Source organism: Paenibacillus sp. Soil750 (assembly GCF_001428045.1).
GTDB classification, from domain to species: Bacteria; Bacillota; Bacilli; order Paenibacillales; family NBRC-103111; genus Paenibacillus_E; species Paenibacillus_E allorhizoplanae.
Map to the genome: position 1 here is coordinate 159681 of NZ_LMSD01000012.1, position 16236 is coordinate 175916.

21 protein-coding genes are annotated in these 16236 nt (G+C 44.7%); 2 read left to right on the top strand and 19 right to left on the bottom strand.

What is annotated here, in order from left to right; genetic code table 11:
• Positions 1-13: 13 nt before the first annotated feature.
• Together ASL11_RS13050 and ASL11_RS13055 are read right to left on the bottom strand one after the other, a co-directional pair.
• Positions 14-427, bottom strand: a complete 414-nt coding sequence (locus ASL11_RS13050; RefSeq protein WP_056616974.1) for a stage V sporulation protein AB — start codon at positions 425-427, stop codon at positions 14-16.
• A gap of 5 nt (positions 428-432) precedes the next feature.
• Positions 433-1065 carry a stage V sporulation protein AA gene (locus ASL11_RS13055; RefSeq protein WP_082595417.1) on the bottom strand — a complete coding sequence of 211 codons (633 nt, stop codon included), beginning with the start codon at positions 1063-1065 and terminating at the stop codon, positions 433-435.
• A 191-nt stretch (positions 1066-1256) separates the two neighbouring features.
• Between ASL11_RS13055 and ASL11_RS35815 the strand changes: the two genes are divergently transcribed.
• Entirely contained in the window at positions 1257-1466 is a 210-nt protein-coding gene (locus tag ASL11_RS35815; RefSeq protein ID WP_082595418.1) for a DUF378 domain-containing protein, read from the top strand.
• A 145-nt stretch (positions 1467-1611) separates the two neighbouring features.
• Here the strand turns inward: ASL11_RS35815 and sigF are convergent, their stop codons facing one another.
• The 17 genes from sigF to ASL11_RS13140 all read right to left on the bottom strand — a co-directional run bounded on the left by sigF (position 1612) and on the right by ASL11_RS13140 (position 15898).
• Positions 1612-2367, bottom strand: a complete 756-nt coding sequence (gene sigF, locus ASL11_RS13060; protein WP_056614554.1) for an RNA polymerase sporulation sigma factor SigF — start codon at positions 2365-2367, stop codon at positions 1612-1614.
• 11 nt (positions 2368-2378) lie between these two features.
• A complete protein-coding gene (spoIIAB, locus tag ASL11_RS13065) occupies positions 2379-2825 on the bottom strand; it encodes an anti-sigma F factor (protein WP_056614558.1) in 447 nt (148 codons plus the stop codon).
• Entirely contained in the window at positions 2822-3175 is a 354-nt protein-coding gene (spoIIAA, locus tag ASL11_RS13070) for an anti-sigma F factor antagonist (protein WP_082595419.1), read from the bottom strand. The genes spoIIAB and spoIIAA overlap by 4 nt, the downstream gene beginning before the upstream one ends.
• A gap of 140 nt (positions 3176-3315) precedes the next feature.
• Positions 3316-4491, bottom strand: a complete 1176-nt coding sequence (locus ASL11_RS13075; RefSeq protein WP_056614560.1) for a D-alanyl-D-alanine carboxypeptidase family protein — start codon at positions 4489-4491, stop codon at positions 3316-3318.
• Between the two features lie 170 nt (positions 4492-4661).
• Entirely contained in the window at positions 4662-5963 is a 1302-nt protein-coding gene (locus ASL11_RS13080) for a pyrimidine-nucleoside phosphorylase (protein ID WP_056614564.1), read from the bottom strand.
• Between the two features lie 134 nt (positions 5964-6097).
• Complete coding sequence (locus ASL11_RS13085) at positions 6098-6481, bottom strand: cupredoxin domain-containing protein (protein ID WP_056614567.1); 384 nt, start codon at positions 6479-6481, stop codon at positions 6098-6100.
• A gap of 147 nt (positions 6482-6628) precedes the next feature.
• On the bottom strand, positions 6629-7075 hold the full coding sequence (locus ASL11_RS13090) for a hypothetical protein (protein WP_056614571.1): 447 nt from the start codon (positions 7073-7075) through the stop codon (positions 6629-6631).
• A gap of 155 nt (positions 7076-7230) precedes the next feature.
• Positions 7231-8085, bottom strand: coding sequence for a purine-nucleoside phosphorylase (locus ASL11_RS13095; RefSeq protein ID WP_056614574.1), 855 nt, complete (start codon positions 8083-8085; stop codon positions 7231-7233).
• Positions 8086-8128: 43 nt separating this feature from the next.
• On the bottom strand, positions 8129-8956 hold the full coding sequence (locus tag ASL11_RS13100; protein ID WP_056614577.1) for a purine-nucleoside phosphorylase: 828 nt from the start codon (positions 8954-8956) through the stop codon (positions 8129-8131).
• Between the two features lie 35 nt (positions 8957-8991).
• Entirely contained in the window at positions 8992-10167 is a 1176-nt protein-coding gene (gene deoB / locus ASL11_RS13105) for a phosphopentomutase (protein WP_056614580.1), read from the bottom strand.
• Between the two features lie 123 nt (positions 10168-10290).
• Positions 10291-11187 (bottom strand): site-specific tyrosine recombinase XerD, encoded by an 897-nt coding sequence (xerD, locus tag ASL11_RS13110; RefSeq protein WP_056614584.1) that lies wholly within the window; start codon positions 11185-11187, stop codon positions 10291-10293.
• 86 nt (positions 11188-11273) lie between these two features.
• On the bottom strand, positions 11274-11510 hold the full coding sequence (locus tag ASL11_RS13115; protein WP_056614586.1) for a DUF4227 family protein: 237 nt from the start codon (positions 11508-11510) through the stop codon (positions 11274-11276).
• A 59-nt stretch (positions 11511-11569) separates the two neighbouring features.
• Positions 11570-12700, bottom strand: coding sequence for an alanine dehydrogenase (gene ald / locus ASL11_RS13120; RefSeq protein WP_056614587.1), 1131 nt, complete (start codon positions 12698-12700; stop codon positions 11570-11572).
• A 182-nt stretch (positions 12701-12882) separates the two neighbouring features.
• Positions 12883-13353 carry a ferric iron uptake transcriptional regulator gene (fur, locus tag ASL11_RS13125; RefSeq protein ID WP_056614591.1) on the bottom strand — a complete coding sequence of 157 codons (471 nt, stop codon included), beginning with the start codon at positions 13351-13353 and terminating at the stop codon, positions 12883-12885.
• 102 nt (positions 13354-13455) lie between these two features.
• A complete protein-coding gene (spoIIM, locus tag ASL11_RS13130) occupies positions 13456-14100 on the bottom strand; it encodes a stage II sporulation protein M (RefSeq protein WP_235550466.1) in 645 nt (214 codons plus the stop codon).
• A 61-nt stretch (positions 14101-14161) separates the two neighbouring features.
• The gene (locus ASL11_RS13135) at positions 14162-15343 is read right to left on the bottom strand and encodes an endonuclease Q family protein (RefSeq protein ID WP_056614593.1); all 1182 of its coding nucleotides are present in this window, start codon (positions 15341-15343) and stop codon (positions 14162-14164) included.
• On the bottom strand, positions 15344-15898 hold the full coding sequence (locus tag ASL11_RS13140; RefSeq protein ID WP_056614596.1) for an NUDIX hydrolase: 555 nt from the start codon (positions 15896-15898) through the stop codon (positions 15344-15346). It lies immediately after the preceding gene.
• A 93-nt stretch (positions 15899-15991) separates the two neighbouring features.
• Between ASL11_RS13140 and mciZ the strand changes: the two genes are divergently transcribed.
• A complete protein-coding gene (gene mciZ, locus ASL11_RS13145; RefSeq protein ID WP_056614599.1) occupies positions 15992-16183 on the top strand; it encodes a Z-ring formation inhibitor MciZ in 192 nt (63 codons plus the stop codon).
• Positions 16184-16236 lie beyond the last annotated feature (53 nt).

Genomic DNA, 16236 nt, shown 5'->3' on the forward strand with positions numbered 1-16236 from the left:
CATCCTCCGCTCTTTAATAAAATAACCATTCAAACAAGGAGCCAATTACTTTCCCGAAAATCATGGCCATTAATAACACAATTCGATAAGAATCCATTCCTACTCGTTTAGCCAAAATCGGCAGCACATTGACGATTTCAGTCAGTGCAGCGGCTAGCAAGCCAACGAAACAACCTGCAAATAGGCCAAATAGTGCTGCGCCCATTGGAAATAAGTGCATATGCAAATCACTGAAATCCACCCAAGTAAACACGAGTGAACCTAGTACTACCGCTGCTTCATAAGCGTGGATTTTGGAGAATGAACGTGAGATTTGAGCTAACCTAGGGATGATATCCAGAACGACTAGAAAGGCAACCATGCCGCTCCCAACTGCAATGCCTCCAGCTAATCCGATAAAAGCAGCTAGGAAGGCTTCTCCGATCAGCGTAATCACTTCGCGTCCCCTTCTTCATTGATTTTCGAGTATTCTTCTGTGATTACGTAATGATTAATATTTTCTTGATACATAAACATCTCAACTTCCAAAGGACTCGGCTCTTCGTTGAATTTCTTTTTAAACAGATGGTTAAAGAAAAGTACCATCCCTACACCGATGCCAATTGAATAGGGTATTTGCAAAATGAGCGGATGATCGACCTTTTTACCCGTCATCAATTCATAAATACGCTGATGGACGGCTAGCATGGACACATCCGCATGGAAATTCATGATCGCCAGCCCAGAGCCAATAAATAAAAGCAACCATACGATCACGATGAGAAGCGGATTTGCTTTCTTATTATCGGTGTATATTTCTAGCAGAACGTGTGGTTCACCAAAATGTTCAACTTGCAGCTCGGGAAACCGTTTCTTTACTTTACGAATGATTAATAGCATGTCAATGAGCACGCGATTCCCATCCTCTTGCTGGGGTTGATGGATAATCAATTCATTCAAAGCTTGTTCATATTCAGGCTCCACAAATAGCTGTGCAATGTGGTGAAGTCTCACGATCTGACCTTTGCGAACTCGCGCTTTGCGGCGCAGACGTATGTATAAGTATTTATTAACTACCTGGTCCATGGTTCACCCCTCTCAGAGCTTAACAATGTCAATTCTGTCTGCAGTCATCCATGTATAGGAATAGTATGCAAAATCCTTCCTTCTCGTAATCCATTCGAGATTTGGTAAATTCTCCATGCATAAAGTTGGACATGGCAAGGCATGTTAAATAGGGAATACGATTACTTATTCCATATAAAGAAGGTGATAACATGGCAAAATTCGCGTTAACACTCGTCATCATTGGTGCGCTGAATTGGCTTCTAGTTGGGCTTTTCGAATGGGATTTAGTTTCTGCTCTACTTGGGGGAGATTCACACCGTGAATCTTCAGGGTTAAGTCGTATTGTATATTCCCTCGTAGGTTTATGCGGGATATACTGCGTCAGATTTTATGCGGTTGACCGTTATTCGGCACGGTAAAAAAGCGTTCGGTGTATAAGGAACAAGCCGCTCATCCCCCTGATACTTACTCATGGGAAATTAGCGGCTATACGTATATGCACTGAAAAACCGTCCTCCCATAGGGAGCACGGTTTATACCAGCGCGCTGTTGCGTATAGAACAATTATTGTGCAATCTGATCCTTGATCGATTGCAGAATTTTTTTCTCCAAGCGCGATACTTGCACCTGAGATATACCCAATCTGCTTGCAACCTCCGACTGCGTCTGATCACGGAAATAGCGGAGATATACAATAAGTCTTTCTCGCTCATTGAGCGTCCCAATCGCCTCATTCAAGGCTAACTTCTCGAACCATTTCTCGCCAGATTCATCCGAAATTTGGTCCATGAGCGTGATGGGGTCTCCGTCGTTCTCAAATACGGTCTCATGAATCGACGAGAGTGGTTTATTCGCCTCTTGAGCGAACACGACCTCCTCCGGCGTAATCATAAGCTCTTCGGCAACCTCTTTGATCGTAGGAAGCCTCCCCAAGCGTTTCGAAAGCTCATCCTTCGTCTTGCGAATTTTGTTCGCAAGCTCCTTCAGAGAGCGGCTTACCTTTAATGTACCATCATCTCGTAGAAACCGCTGAATCTCCCCGATAATCATCGGGACGGCATAGGTTGAGAATTTGACATCATACGATAGATCGAATTTGTCCACGGACTTGAGCAGTCCAATGCACCCGATCTGGAACAAGTCTTCGGCTTCGTAACCACGGTTCAAAAAGCGCTGAACCACGGACCACACCAAACGGATATTGCAACTGACAAGTGTTTCTCTAGCGAGTCCATCTCCGGATTGGCTGAGGGCGATTAACCGTTTGACTTCCGAATCGTCTAAATAACTATGAGAAGCATGCTTCAGATCAACATCCATAGATCCTACCCCTAATTGTATAAAGCTTTTTTAGATTCAATTCGCTTCAACATGTTTATTTTCGTTCCGATTCCGACGGCCGTCACAACTTCCACTTCGTCCATGAAATTTTCCATAATTGTAAAGCCCATCCCAGAACGTTCTAGCTCTGGTTTAGAGGTGTACAAGGGCTCCTTCGCTTGCTCTAAATCAGCAATACCTTCACCCTTGTCCTCAATCGTCAATCGAATCGTGTCATCATCAATTTCAGCTGAAATGGTAATGACACCATCCTGATTATTGTTATAACCATGTATAATCGAATTCGTTACGGCTTCTGAAACAACCGTTTTGATATCCGTCAATTCATCTAATGTTGGATCTAATTGCGAAACGAATGCGGCTACTGCTACACGTGCAAAAGCTTCATTCTCCGATCGGCTGGCAAATTGCAAGGTCATAAAGTTTCGTTCACTCATAAAGCAACCTCCAAACTGGACATTGCATTACGTTCGTTATCTTGAATCGAAACGATCTTAAACATTCCCGAAAGTTCGAACAAGCGATAAACAGCTGGTGAGACGTCACAGACGACCATTTTGCCGCCTTTGCTCGTGATTTGCTTATAACGGCCAAGAATAACACCTAGACCTGAGCTATCCATGAAGGAGAGGTCCTTCAAACTAAGAATGAGGTGATGCGTCTGCTCCTTCGCAATTGCATCCTCCATCCTCGCCTTTACACTATCCGCTGCATGATGGTCAAGTTCACCCTTCAATCTAACAATCAGCGCTCTTCTGCCTTGCTCAAACTCAATTTGCATGCCCAATATGTTCACTCCCTTCAGGTCATGAACACTAGTTTCTACAACTGAGTTGGCATTTCCTGCCACCCGACAAAACTAGAAGAAAACCGCTAAAAGAAGGCAAAATATACGATCACATCAACTTCTATTCGCTGTTTTCCGCATTAATTCGTCGTAAATAACTCCGACGTTGTCCGTTTAAACAGCTTCCACCAAGATGCTTTATCAACAGCTTGCGGAGACTCTAATGGGTATTCAGCTAAGACATTATCCCCATTGTAGACCATGATTTTACCAATCGGTTGACCTTCACTTACAGGTGCTCTCAAGCTTGGATCAAGCTGCAATTCATGTCGGATATTTGCCGTGTCCGTCCCTTTTTTCATTAATATGCTATAATTCTGCCTTGCAACTAACGGTACTGTCGATACTTGACCTTTATTTATCGTGAAGCTTCCCAAACTATCTCCTGTTTTGAACAATGGATAATTCGTATATTGCGCAAAAGCATAATCAAACAACTTTGTTACTTCCGCGTTTCGCGTTTTGGTATTAGGCTCACCCAGTACAACAGCAACAACACGTAAATTATCACGTTTAGCTGTAGCTGACAAACAGAATTTGGCTTCACTCGTATAGCCAGTTTTCAATCCATCGGCTCCGCTATAGAAACGGACTAATTTATTTGTATTTACAAGCCAGAATGGCTTCGGTGAGTCTTTGCGTAAATAATCTTGGTAGGCACCAGTGAAATTCGTTATCCCTTCGTGCTTCAGAAGTTCACGTGACATAATCGCGATATCATTCGCCGTTGTATAGTGATTCGCCACAGGAAGTCCATTACAGTTGGAGAAATGGGTATTCTTCATCCCAAGTTGCCCTGCTCGCTCATTCATCATGGCAACAAAATTCTCTTCCGATCCCGCAATTTTCTCAGCCATTGCGACAGATGCATCATTTCCAGAAGCCATTGCGATGCCCTTCAGCATCTCTTGAACAGACATTTGTTCACCAGGCTCTAAGAAGATTTGTGAGCCTCCCATGGAAGCCGCATATTCACTAACGCTGACTTTTTCATCCATTTTGATGGTACCCTTGTCGATTGCTTCCATAATCAATAACATGGTCATGATTTTGGTAATACTCGCTGGCGGAAGTTTAGCATCCTTATTTTTCTCCGCAATCACCGTGCCGGTATCCGCATCCATGAGAACAGCTGATAGCGCATTCGGTGTTAGATCCACGGGTTGAACCTTGGTTTCCGCCGCATAAATCGCTGGCAGAACCAGCATCACACCTAGTTGTAAACAAATAAAACTGATTAGCCCTTTTTTTCGCATAGCAATTGTACCCCTCCTGTGATGTATGAAGTGAAAGTTTTGGCATTTTGCAGCATGAATGACTGCTAATCAGTGTTGACGAAATTCCTCTAAATTATTCCATGACGGTGAAAATAAGCCAGAACGAAAAAAACACCTTCCGTTAAGAAAGTGTTTGTTCACTGCAACTGTTATTCGATTACGTCATAAATTAATTGCTTCGGTGCAGGCTGCGTTGACGTGATTTTATAGGCATCGAGAATCATCGCTTCAACCTCAGCTACGTCGAGTCGATTCGCATGGATGGTACAAATGGATTCCCCTATTTGAATGGCATCTCCTATTTTCTTATTTAACGTCAGTCCTACTGCATAATCAATCAAGTCTTCCTTCTTCGCTCGTCCCGCGCCAAGGACCATCGCTGCGATGCCGATATTTTCCGCTTGAATCTCGTTAATGAAGCCAGCTTGTTGTGCAATAACCTCGATATGATAAGCTGCCGTTGGCAATAGCTCAGGCTGATCAACAACACGCGAGTCGCCGCCTTGGCTGGCGATAAAGCGCTTGAACGTATCCAATGCTTTCCCCTTGAAGATGATGTCACGGACAGCTTCCTGCGCCTCCTCAAAGGAGGTAAACACCTTACCCAGGACTGCCATATAAGCAGCAACAGAAATCGCAACTTCCGTTAGCTCCTTGTCTCCTGTTCCGCGCAGTACCTCGATCGATTCTCGAATTTCATTCGCATTTCCGATTTCGCGGCCAAGCGGCTGATCCATATCGGTAATCATCGCAATTGTTTTCCGATTCAGACGAGTTCCGATATCAACCATTGTACGAGCAAGTACTCTTGCATCCTCAACCGTTTTCATAAAGGCACCGGAACCTATTTTCACATCCAATACAATCGCTTCAGCGCCAGAAGCAATTTTCTTACTCATGATGGAGCTGGCGATCAATGGGATCGAATCCACCGTTGCCGTCACATCACGTAAGGCATAGATTTTCTTATCTGCTGGAGCCAAATTGCCACTCTGTCCGACAATGGCTATTTTATTCGTGTTAACCGCTTCAATAAAGGCTTCTTTCGACAACTCGATTTGAAAACCTGGAATAGACTCCAGTTTATCCAACGTACCTCCTGTATGCCCTAGCCCTCTACCTGACATCTTAGCAACAGGTATTCCGAGCGAAGCCACAACTGGACCTACGATGAGGCTAACTTTATCCCCTACGCCACCCGTCGAATGTTTATCCACTTTCACACCAGCAATCGCAGATAAATCAATCATTTCACCGGATCCTGCCATTGCGAGTGTAAGAAACGACGTTTCTTCATCTGTCATTCCGTTTAGAAAGGTCGCCATCAAGAAGGCGGACATTTGATAATCAGGAATACTCCCCGTGGTATATTCATTGATGATAAACGTAATTTCCTGTTCACTTAACGCTTCACCAACACGTTTCTTATGTATTAAATCAACCATTCTCATGATATTGCCTCCTTAAAGTTTTCGCCAGAAAACTGACATCGTAAGCATCCGCTTTAGCTACCATCTTACATCACAATTAGGAAAATGGAAAAAAGGGAGCTAATAAGCCCCCTCTTATCTGTTATCTATGAAGATTATTGTACAATTAGTTTGGATTTCATTTTGGCATGTCCTTCGCCGCAAGGAAGAACACAATCAATTTCATATGTACCTGGTTTGTCAAACGTAATTTCTTTCGAAGGGTTTTCTTTGTCAAGTTTAATATCCAACCCAACAATTTCAACCGCATGTACGCCTTCTTTTAAAGATAAAGATACTTTTGTAGGCTCACCTTTTTTGATCGTGTACTCTGGCGTATCAAACTGCCAGTTTGAAGCAACTAATTTTAGCTGTTGCATTTTACCAGCGGCAGCCTCGGCTTCCTGTGCCTCTTGGCGATCAGAAATATCTTGAAAGAGGACTCCCAGCCCCAATGCGCCCGCAAGTATAAATAGTACAAAGAAAATCCACTTTTGCATGCATATCCCCCTCATCGTGTGTTCACTTCATCTATTCTACCTAACATCAGAGAATAATCCCATATCTAGTCCGTGGCAAAAAATTGACTATTTCGTGACAGAATTGTGAACTGAACTCCATCTTACTATTGCCCAATCCACAGCAAATTACACGCGATTCCAACGATCACTAATTTTGAATCCACCCGTGTTACCCTGAGGTTTCAATTCAGGTTGCTTCATTCGTTGCTGTACGGTCACACTCTCTGAAAGCTTACGAATTTCACGAGTGATACGCGTGCTGCAACTAACACACAACTTATGTTCACGAATTGGTTCCGCACAGGAAGCACATTGATAACTCAAATTAGGATAATCAGAAAGATGTAACTTGCCTTCTTTCATCCAAACTTGTAATTGAATATTGGAAACACCTGTAACAGCACAAACCTGCTCATTGGATGAACGATAATTTCTACGGAGATAATCGACACAATCCTTTAATTGATCATTGATACTAGTGCTGCAATCCATGCATTGGTTGCGTAAATTTCTTTGAAACACTTTCCCGCAGCGCGGGCAATTGGCCACCATGAGTTGCTGAGGAACTGACATGCTCCAACACATCCTTCTATGGAATAGGTAATCTCTCTCAGAAAGATTACCATCGAGTATAGTTCTAATTAACTATATTCTACCATGTGACCCATAGGAAGGATAGGTCTTAAGGCGCCCAACCCCTCAAAATATCATATTTTTTTCGATCCATTTTATCCCAATTCAACCTCACGAACAAATGCTTTCACCAAAGCAATAAATTTGGGCTTCGTTCGATTCGCCACTGCCACAACCTGTTCATGCGTCAAGGGTTCAAGTTCCTCACCAATGGCCATATCTGTAATGCATGAAATGCCCAATACTTTAAGCCCTGCATGGCGCGCAGCAATCACTTCGCCTACTGTAGACATACCGATCGCATCGCCGCCGATACGCGCAAGCATCGTCAACTCTGCTGGCGTACAATAGGTAGGACCTGTGATGCCTGCATATACGCCTTCCTGGAGATGGAGAGGGGTGCCATCTTCTCCCACAACAGATGACGCCAGCTCACGAGCAAGGCTGCGATAGTCACGATTATAGGCTTCTGACATATCTGGGAAACGAACACCAAGCTCACCATGGTTCGGTCCAATCAACGGGTTATCGCCCGTCATATTGATATGATCACTGATCAACATCAAATCACCCGCCTGGAAGGAGCGATTCATCCCTCCCGCCGCGTTCGTCATGACAACGGTCTGTACCCCGATAGCTTTCATCACGTAAACCGGGAACACCACTTTTTTCATATCGTAGCCTTCATAATAGTGAAAACGGCCTTGCATCACGATAACTTGCTTACCTTCTAAAGTCCCAATCACAAAACGGCCTTCATGGCCCTCAACTGTAGATACAGGGAAATGTGGAACGTCACTGTATTCGATCGCTATTGGCTGCTCAACCTGATTCGCCATATCGCCAAGTCCTGAACCTAGAACAAGTCCAATTGTTGGTGACACGCTGCCTAAACGCGATTGGATGAAGCTTGCAGCTTCATTAATTTGTTGAATGTAAGTCAATGTCATGTTGTTCTCCTTATCTGCTTATAGAGGTTGTTTGAACACGCACTTATAGTGCCTCAATAATCCCTAGGACTAGCTTCAAAAATTTAGGTTTAACTTTCTCCGTCGTCTCCATCACTTCAGCATGGGATAACGGTTGGTCTAATATACCCGATGCCATGTTGGAAATACAAGAGAAGCCCAATACTTCAATGCCCGCATGACGAGCCACGATGACCTCAGGAACAGTAGACATCCCAACAGAGTCTCCACCCAATGTACGGAACATGCGAATTTCAGCAGGTGTTTCGTAGTTAGGTCCAAGCAGCCCGACATACACACCTTCTTGTAATTTAAAATCCTGCGTAGCCGCAACATCATGGGCTAACTTACGTAGACGCTTACTGTAAGCCTCTGACATATCCGGGAAGCGAACACCTAGCGCTGAATCATTCGGTCCAATCAACGGATTGCGGAACGTCATATTCAAATGGTCGCTGATGACCATGAGATCGCCAACTTGATAGGACTCATTGATTCCGCCAGCTGCATTAGTAACGATCAAGGTTTGTACACCAAGCTCTTTCATTACACGTACAGGGAAAGAAACCGTCTCAGCCCCGTAACCTTCATAAGCATGGAAGCGCCCCTTCATCATGAGGACTTGCTTACCTTTAATGGAACCTACAACGAGCTCTCCAGCATGTCCTTCAACAGTAGAGACCGGGAAATGCGGGATACGTGAATAGTCGATTACAATAGGCTCTTCTATCAAATCAGCTAGAACGCCGAGACCTGAACCTAGAATAAGACCAATTTGTGGTGTCATATTTGTTTCTTTTTTAATAAATGCTGCAGCTTCTTGAATTTCTTGAATCATGGATGTACCTGACATGTCATCATGCCTCCTCAAATTAATGTAACTCGACTTTATTTCAAAAGATGCAGAAAGCTCTCACCATTCTTAGTTGGTTCTACGCCAAAGTTCTCAGCGATCGTCGCGCCTAAATCTGCAAAGGTTCCACGGATTCCCAAGGATACTGGCGATTGGAAGCTAGGGCTATACAGCAAAATGGGTACATACTCGCGTGTATGGTCTGTCCCTGCGTGCACAGGGTCATTCCCATGATCCGCGGTCAAGATCAGCAGATCCTTTGGACCGAGACCAGCTTTCAGCTGTGGTACATAGGCATCAAATTCCTCTAACGCCTTTCCGTAGCCTTCAGGATCACGTCGATGACCATACAAGGAATCGAAATCGACTAGATTGGTAAAAGCTAGGCCCTTAAATGAGGTTCCAAGCACGTCAATCGTTTTCTGAATGCCATCCAAATTGCTTTTCGTTGAGGTCGCTTTCGTGACCCCTTCCCCATCAAAGATATCATTAATTTTACCGATGGCAATGACATCCCATCCGGCATCCTTCAGTTGATTCATAACGGTAGGCTCTGGTGGCTTGACCGCATAATCATGACGGTTTGGCGTTCGTTTGAACGCACCTGGTGAACCCAGATAAGGTCTTGCAATCACACGCCCCACGGCAAATTCATCTTGCATAGTTAGCTTTCGGGCAATCTCGCATGCGCGATACAGCTCGTCTAGTGGGATAATGTCTTCATGTGCGGCCAACTGGAACACACTATCCGCTGACGTGTAGACAATCCATGCGCCAGTTTTCATCTGCTCTTCGCCAAGCTCATCTAAAATCTCAGTCCCCGAAGCCGGTTTATTTCCGATCACTTTCCGACCTGTCTCTTGCTCAAATTGAGAGATCAAGGCTTCGGGAAAACCGTCAGGGAACACTTTAAATGGTGTAGAAATACGGAGTCCCATCAATTCCCAGTGGCCTGTCATCGTATCTTTGCCGACGGAAACCTCCGCCATTTTACCATAATAGCCTTCTGGTGAAGATAGCGGAGGAATCCCCTTGATATCTGCAATATTTCCTAATCCCATTTGCTGCAAATGGGGCAGCGCGAAGCCGCTTACTTTCTCTGCTATATGACCTAGGGTATGTGCTCCAAGGTCGCCAAACTGATCAGCATCCGGTAATTCTCCGATGCCTACGCTATCTAATACGATTAAACTAATTCGTTCAAAGCGCACCGATGTCCCTCCAAATCAATTCCTAATAGTAATGATATCCACCCTTCATTATCCCACTTCTAACTCGTGAATGCAAAACAGCAGCAATTCCGGTTGGAAGTGCCGCTGCCCTTCTGTCAACAATCATAAATGAGCTCTCGGGTGTGCTCGATTATAGACATCTTTCATTTTGATCTTCGTAACTTGCACGTAGAGCTGTGTTGATGAGATATCGGAATGACCAAGCATTTCCTGTACAGATCTTAAATCCGCACCATTTTCGATTAAATGCGCAGCGAAGGAATGTCTTAGCGTATGGGGCGTAATTTCATTCGTAATATTCGTCTCCAACGCATAGCGCTTCATAATTTTCCAAAAACCTTGTCTCGTCATTCGCGTACCTAAATGCCCAATGAAGAGTGCTTCCTCATCTACCGATCGTTTGAGGAGCTTAATGCGAAAGAGCTGAATGTAGGTATCAATGATCCGAATGGCAATGCCGCTAAGCGGAATCATCCGCTCTTTCTCTGCTTTGCCAATACATCGAATAAAGCCCATCTCTAGATTTACATCGGCTATATTTAGTGCCACTAGTTCAGAAACACGAATCCCTGTAGCGTAAAGTAATTCAAGCATGGCTTTATCCCTGGCGCCATTCACTTGCTCTGATTGGGGAGCTTCCAGCAACTTTTCAACTTCGAGAATGCTTAGAACTTTAGGAATCCTCTTTTCCAACTTAGGAACCTCGATGAAAACAGAAGGATCAGAATCAAGCAGCCGTTCTTTTACCATGTATTGAAAAAAGGAACGTAATGAAACGCGTATACGCGATAAGGTCGCTGAAGCTCGTCCGAGCGTTTTTAATTGTGATAGATAACTTCCAAGATGTACTTTCCCAGTATCTCGCCAGTTTGTAACACCCTGCATCTCAAGATAAGCAACAAATTGAAGGAGATCCCTTTCGTAGGATTCGAGTGTATTCCGTGAAAGTCCTCGTTCAGTCGTCAGAAATTGGATGAAGGATTGTAGCTCACTCGTCATTATGTCAGTCTCTCCCTCGTTTACCTGCTATGATTTCCTTTCTATAGCATTCCACGGTGACTGGAGAGATTCCTTTATTTTTCGCTTTACTCACCATACCAATAAAACAAACGCAATCGCTCACTCATTGAATTCGATTCAAAAGAAACATGCTCGCTTTGTCCGAATACCTTAACGGATTTGCCAGTAGGTGCTTTGTATTTGTTTACAGGTTGGATCCAGCCGGATACGGCAAGCAACACTTGATATAAAATGACCGTCAATGCTACAAAAACCAAAATATACTGTAAGCGAACAATTAATTTCCGATAGGAAAATATCATAGCCCGTCCCCCATGTCTATCCCATGTCTTAGGAACAGAATATGAGGTTCGGTCTATGATTATGACAGATCAATCAATTTGGTATAAGGCATTCCAAGTGCCTCAGCGACCGCTGGATGGGTGACATTACCTTTGTACGTATTAACACCTAATTGTAGTGTGTAGTTCTCTGCTAAAGCTTGTGTGAAGCCTTTATTAGCCAACTCCAATGCGTATGGCAAAGTGACATTCGTCAAAGCAAGCGTTGAGGTACGAGGAACAGCTCCTGGCATATTGGCAACCGCATAATGCAGGACACCGAACTTCTCATATGTTGGATCACTATGGGTGGTTACACGATCAATCGTTTCGATGGAACCTCCTTGATCGACAGCAACATCCACAATGACGGCGCCTGGCTTCATACTCTGAACCATCGCCGCTGTCACTAATCGCGGCGCTCTTGCCCCTGGGATGAGGACGGCCCCAATGAGCAGATCTGCCTTTTGGACTGCACTAGCAATATTATACGGATTGGACATCAATGTACGGAGATGCCCTCCGAAAATGTCATCCAAGGCTCGCATCCGGTCCGCACTTCGTTCAATAATAACGACATTAGCACCAAGCCCTAGTGCCATTTTGGCTGCATTCGTACCTACAATCCCACCGCCTAGAATAATGACATCTGCCGGCGGAACTCCTGGAACACCGCCAAGCAGAATGCCGCGGCCTCCATAGAATTTCTCGAGATAGTGGGCTCCAATCTGTACAGACATCCGCCCCGCAACCTCACTCATCGGTGTTAGTAAAGGCAGAGAGCCATTCGGCAGTTGAATCGTCTCATAGGCGATACCCGTCACTTTCTTCTCCAATAACTGCGTTGCCAGATCGCCAGCAGCTGCTAAGTGCAAATAGGTAAATAGCATCTGACCTTCTTTGAAATAGCCATATTCAGCAGGCAACGGCTCTTTCACTTTCATGATCATATCACTTTGCGCCCACACTTCAGCTGCATGTGCGATTATTGTAGCGCCTTCTTGCTTATAATCCTCATCTGAAAATCCACTGCCAATGCCTGCTCCGGCTTCGACCAACACACGATGACCTGACATTTGCAGCATCCCTGCACCGCCTGGGGTCAAAGCTACTCGATTTTCATTGTTCTTGATTTCTTTAGGAACGCCAACGACTAGGTTTGGTTTCGACATACTCGCCACCTTCTTCCTTCGGATCATTCGTCTATAATGTACCCCGACTCCCTTGCCAATTATGTGACAGTAAGTTAACTCTTAGCTACTATTTAGCATATGATGTAAACACAAAAATGCCTGTATGCATTAGTCTGCATACAGGCATTTTCATAAGTTGAACAGCTTCCTTGCGGCAGCTGTTAGTGGGATTTCTCCAATGAGTCCGGTTTCCCGCGTTCGTTACAGCGGAAGCAAATACCTTGGAAATCAAGTCGATGATCTAAGACTTGAAAATGAAATTCTGATTCTAACCTTTCTTCGAAAGGTCCGAGCCAGTCTTCCATGATTTCATCTACGGCTCCGCATTGCACGCAAATTAAGTGATGATGATGATGACGTGAATTATCGTCACGTAAGTCGTAACGAGCCACGCCGTCGCCAAAATTCATTTTCTCCAAGACGTGCAGTTCGCTCAGAAGTTCTAACGTACGGTACACTGTTGCTAGCCCGATCTCTGGCGCTTTATCCTTCACAAGCATAAACACATCTTCTGCACTAAGATGATCTTGTTCATTCTCCAGTAGAACGCGAACAGTCGCTTCCCGTTGAGGTGTAAGCTTGTACCCCTGGGATTGTAGTTGTTGTTTAATTTTCTCGATCCTTGCTTCCATATGCCTCCCCCTCAGAAAGGTGGGCATCCTAGCCCATTTTTAGCCACTCTTTTCATTATAGGGGGAGCTTGCTGACAAAGTCAAACACAATCACAATTCATTTCATTCCCCATAAACCCCCACCAGCATTGGGGTTACCCATTTCATCATGTATTGGGAGAAGTATCCTTCTAATAATGCAGCAGCTAAAAGGAAGCCTCCCATCGCTAAGGTGATCGTTGTATATCTCATGAAAGGTTGGTAAATGTTACCACTACGACTCATGATTCTATGCTTTATCATATATAGCGAGAATGACATTGCAGCCACACTGCAGAATAAGATCGCCGGTATTACGATCAAATTCTGAGGAACAACGGCTACAAGTGCAAAAAGCATCCCTTTCCACGACATCTGACCCACGAGGTATCCGACCGTGAAGCCAATCAGTACACCTTTTAGAAAATCCAATACTAAGATTAACGGCAAACCTATTATCGACAAGCCAAATAACCAAATTAATAGTATCCACTTCATATGCATACCGAATGCTTGACTAAACGATTGCTGGCTGTCAATTTCGATACCCTCATTAATTTCATGAAAAAAACTGCCCAAATGGCGGGTCATTTCCGTCCTCTGTTCCAAGGAAAGTGCATTAACCATGACGGCACCGAAAACAACGCCAATAACAAAGAGCACAGAGACGAATATAAATAACGGCAAATTATCCTTCATATATTGTTTCATCGTTAAGTTCCTATTCACACTCGCCACTCCCTCCTTGTACAACCTCTACAAAGACAAGCTTATGAGCGAAAAGGTAAAACTATGAATGATTTTTCACTTTGCCATACTTTCCTCCGCCGCCAACTTCGAGATGTAAGGTCCCTTCTCGAGCACTCACAAGGTACGCAGCAATCTCGTCCCCAACGACACTAGCTAACGCCTCTGGCGTTGCATGGTGTAAGACCTGCATTTCTGTTCCGAACTGGCTTAGCAGTTGTTCCAGCTTCTTCGGACCCAATCCTGGGATGTACTCTAAGGGGACTTGAAAATGATACGGCGGACGATGCGCTGGCTGATATGACATCTCCCGATCTGCAATCGCCATGATTCGGTCCATGACGCCGCGCACAATTTTGGCACTGCCGCAATTAACACAACGTTCCACAGCTGTTTCGCCATCGTCCAATACAGCCTTACACACGCTGCAATAGGTTCGATGATATTTGCCCAATCGCGAGTTCAGGCCATAGTTGGCAGTAACACCTCGTCCATCCTGACGTCGAAGAGCTTTAGCTAACTCATCAAAAGTTGGCGCAGCAAGTTTCATCTGGTTGTATTCACGACCTATTTTGGCCAAGGAATGAGCGTCTGAATTGGTTATATATGTGAAATCATCCAGCTCAGTGATGTACCCAGCCATGTCCGAATCCGCACTTAGCCCAAGTTCAACGGCAGGTATCTGCTTCACATCAAGCAAATCATTCATGCAGCTTGTAGCGCTGCCGTACACGCTTTTGTGCGGCGTAAAGATGTGTGCAGGGATTAAGATGCCTCCCCGGCCCAGCACCTCTTCCTGAAGATCACGTGCAGGCACATAGATGCGTTGAGAACTAAGCTCCACATTTTTCATATGCCGGCTCATCCATCCCGTAAACTCCTGCATCACTTGAAGGTTTGGCATGTAGGCCAAAACATGCGCTGGCCCCATCCCAGGGTCTCTTACTTCAATTTCACTCCCCAGGATGATGGATGTATCCCGATACTGAATTCCCCCGCCTTCGAGCTCCGCCATGTCCCCCTTATCCAAATACATCATAATCTCCTCTTGGACTGAAGGAGAGTGTGTATCGATAATGGAGATCATCTCCATCCCCTTACGGTTCGCAGCTTCATGAGCAATATTGAAAAAGGTGAGATTATTCGCTGCGCTTATTTTGACAGCTTGACCTTTCTCCGTCCGGCCAATATGAATATGCAGATCAACATAGTAATCCTTCAACATTTAGATCTGACCCGTTAACTTGTAAAGCTGCCAAGCATACACCGCCATGATCGTTTTGGCGTCACTGATTCGTCCCTCACGCATATACTGCTGAGCTTGTTCTAAGGTGATCGCTTCACAATCAAGGAATTCGTCCTCATCCGGGTTCGCTGTACCCTTTACTAGATCTTCCGCTATGTATAAATGGATAATCTCATCTGCAAACCCAGGTGATGTGTAGAAAGAGCTTACCAATCGAATGTTATCTGACTTATATCCTGTCTCTTCCTCAAGCTCCCGCAAAGCCGCTCTCAAAGGCTCCTCACCGCTGTCGAGCTTCCCTGCAGGGATTTCCACCTGACTCTTCTCAAGCGGCTTACGGTACTGCTCTACGACGATCATTTTATCCCCTAGGAGCGGGATCACCGCTACTGCACCTGGATGCTTAACGATCTCACGGGAAGCTGTTCCTCCATTGGGCAACGTTACTTGATCTACTTGCAGGGAAATTATTTTACCCTTGAAAATCATTTCACTGCTCGTTGTCACTTCTTCAAATTTCTTATGGTCTGTCATTCGTGCACCTCATCCTCGTAAATTGGTCTAACTTGTCCACATGCAGCATATCGTTCATTATATCAAATATTTTCCTGAAAGAGGGTCTGTGATATGAAGAGCTATGTGAGTTCTAAGCAAATTCGACTTGTAGGTAAAGCCTGGGAGATCAAATATCAGCTGCAACAACTGCTTCAACAAGGGGATCCGAAGATACCATTGGTTGATTTCTTAGCAGGCTTGTACATAGCTCAGAAGCCTTCCTCACAAGGACATTCACATAAACTTCGAATTATCCATGCATAAATGAACGAAAACCGATTAGCCGCGCCAGTTGGCGGACGAATCGGTTTTTATTT

Coding starts and splice junctions, on each gene's coding strand:
- ASL11_RS13135 (WP_056614593.1), bottom strand. CDS start 15,343: ATGTTGAAGGATTACTATGTTGATCTGCATATTCATATTGGCCGGACG.
- ASL11_RS13080 (WP_056614564.1), bottom strand. CDS start 5,963: ATGAGAATGGTTGATTTAATACATAAGAAACGTGTTGGTGAAGCGTTA.
- mciZ (WP_056614599.1), top strand. CDS start 15,992: ATGAAGAGCTATGTGAGTTCTAAGCAAATTCGACTTGTAGGTAAAGCC.
- xerD (WP_056614584.1), bottom strand. CDS start 11,187: ATGACGAGTGAGCTACAATCCTTCATCCAATTTCTGACGACTGAACGA.
- sigF (WP_056614554.1), bottom strand. CDS start 2,367: ATGGATGTTGATCTGAAGCATGCTTCTCATAGTTATTTAGACGATTCG.
- ald (WP_056614587.1), bottom strand. CDS start 12,700: ATGTCGAAACCAAACCTAGTCGTTGGCGTTCCTAAAGAAATCAAGAAC.
- spoIIAB (WP_056614558.1), bottom strand. CDS start 2,825: ATGAGTGAACGAAACTTTATGACCTTGCAATTTGCCAGCCGATCGGAG.
- ASL11_RS13055 (WP_082595417.1), bottom strand. CDS start 1,065: ATGGACCAGGTAGTTAATAAATACTTATACATACGTCTGCGCCGCAAA.
- ASL11_RS13100 (WP_056614577.1), bottom strand. CDS start 8,956: ATGTCAGGTACATCCATGATTCAAGAAATTCAAGAAGCTGCAGCATTT.
- fur (WP_056614591.1), bottom strand. CDS start 13,353: ATGGAAGCAAGGATCGAGAAAATTAAACAACAACTACAATCCCAGGGG.
- ASL11_RS13085 (WP_056614567.1), bottom strand. CDS start 6,481: ATGCAAAAGTGGATTTTCTTTGTACTATTTATACTTGCGGGCGCATTG.
- ASL11_RS13090 (WP_056614571.1), bottom strand. CDS start 7,075: ATGTCAGTTCCTCAGCAACTCATGGTGGCCAATTGCCCGCGCTGCGGG.
- ASL11_RS13095 (WP_056614574.1), bottom strand. CDS start 8,085: ATGACATTGACTTACATTCAACAAATTAATGAAGCTGCAAGCTTCATC.
- ASL11_RS13075 (WP_056614560.1), bottom strand. CDS start 4,491: ATGCGAAAAAAAGGGCTAATCAGTTTTATTTGTTTACAACTAGGTGTG.
- ASL11_RS13115 (WP_056614586.1), bottom strand. CDS start 11,510: ATGATATTTTCCTATCGGAAATTAATTGTTCGCTTACAGTATATTTTG.
- ASL11_RS13140 (WP_056614596.1), bottom strand. CDS start 15,898: ATGACAGACCATAAGAAATTTGAAGAAGTGACAACGAGCAGTGAAATG.
- ASL11_RS35815 (WP_082595418.1), top strand. CDS start 1,257: ATGGCAAAATTCGCGTTAACACTCGTCATCATTGGTGCGCTGAATTGG.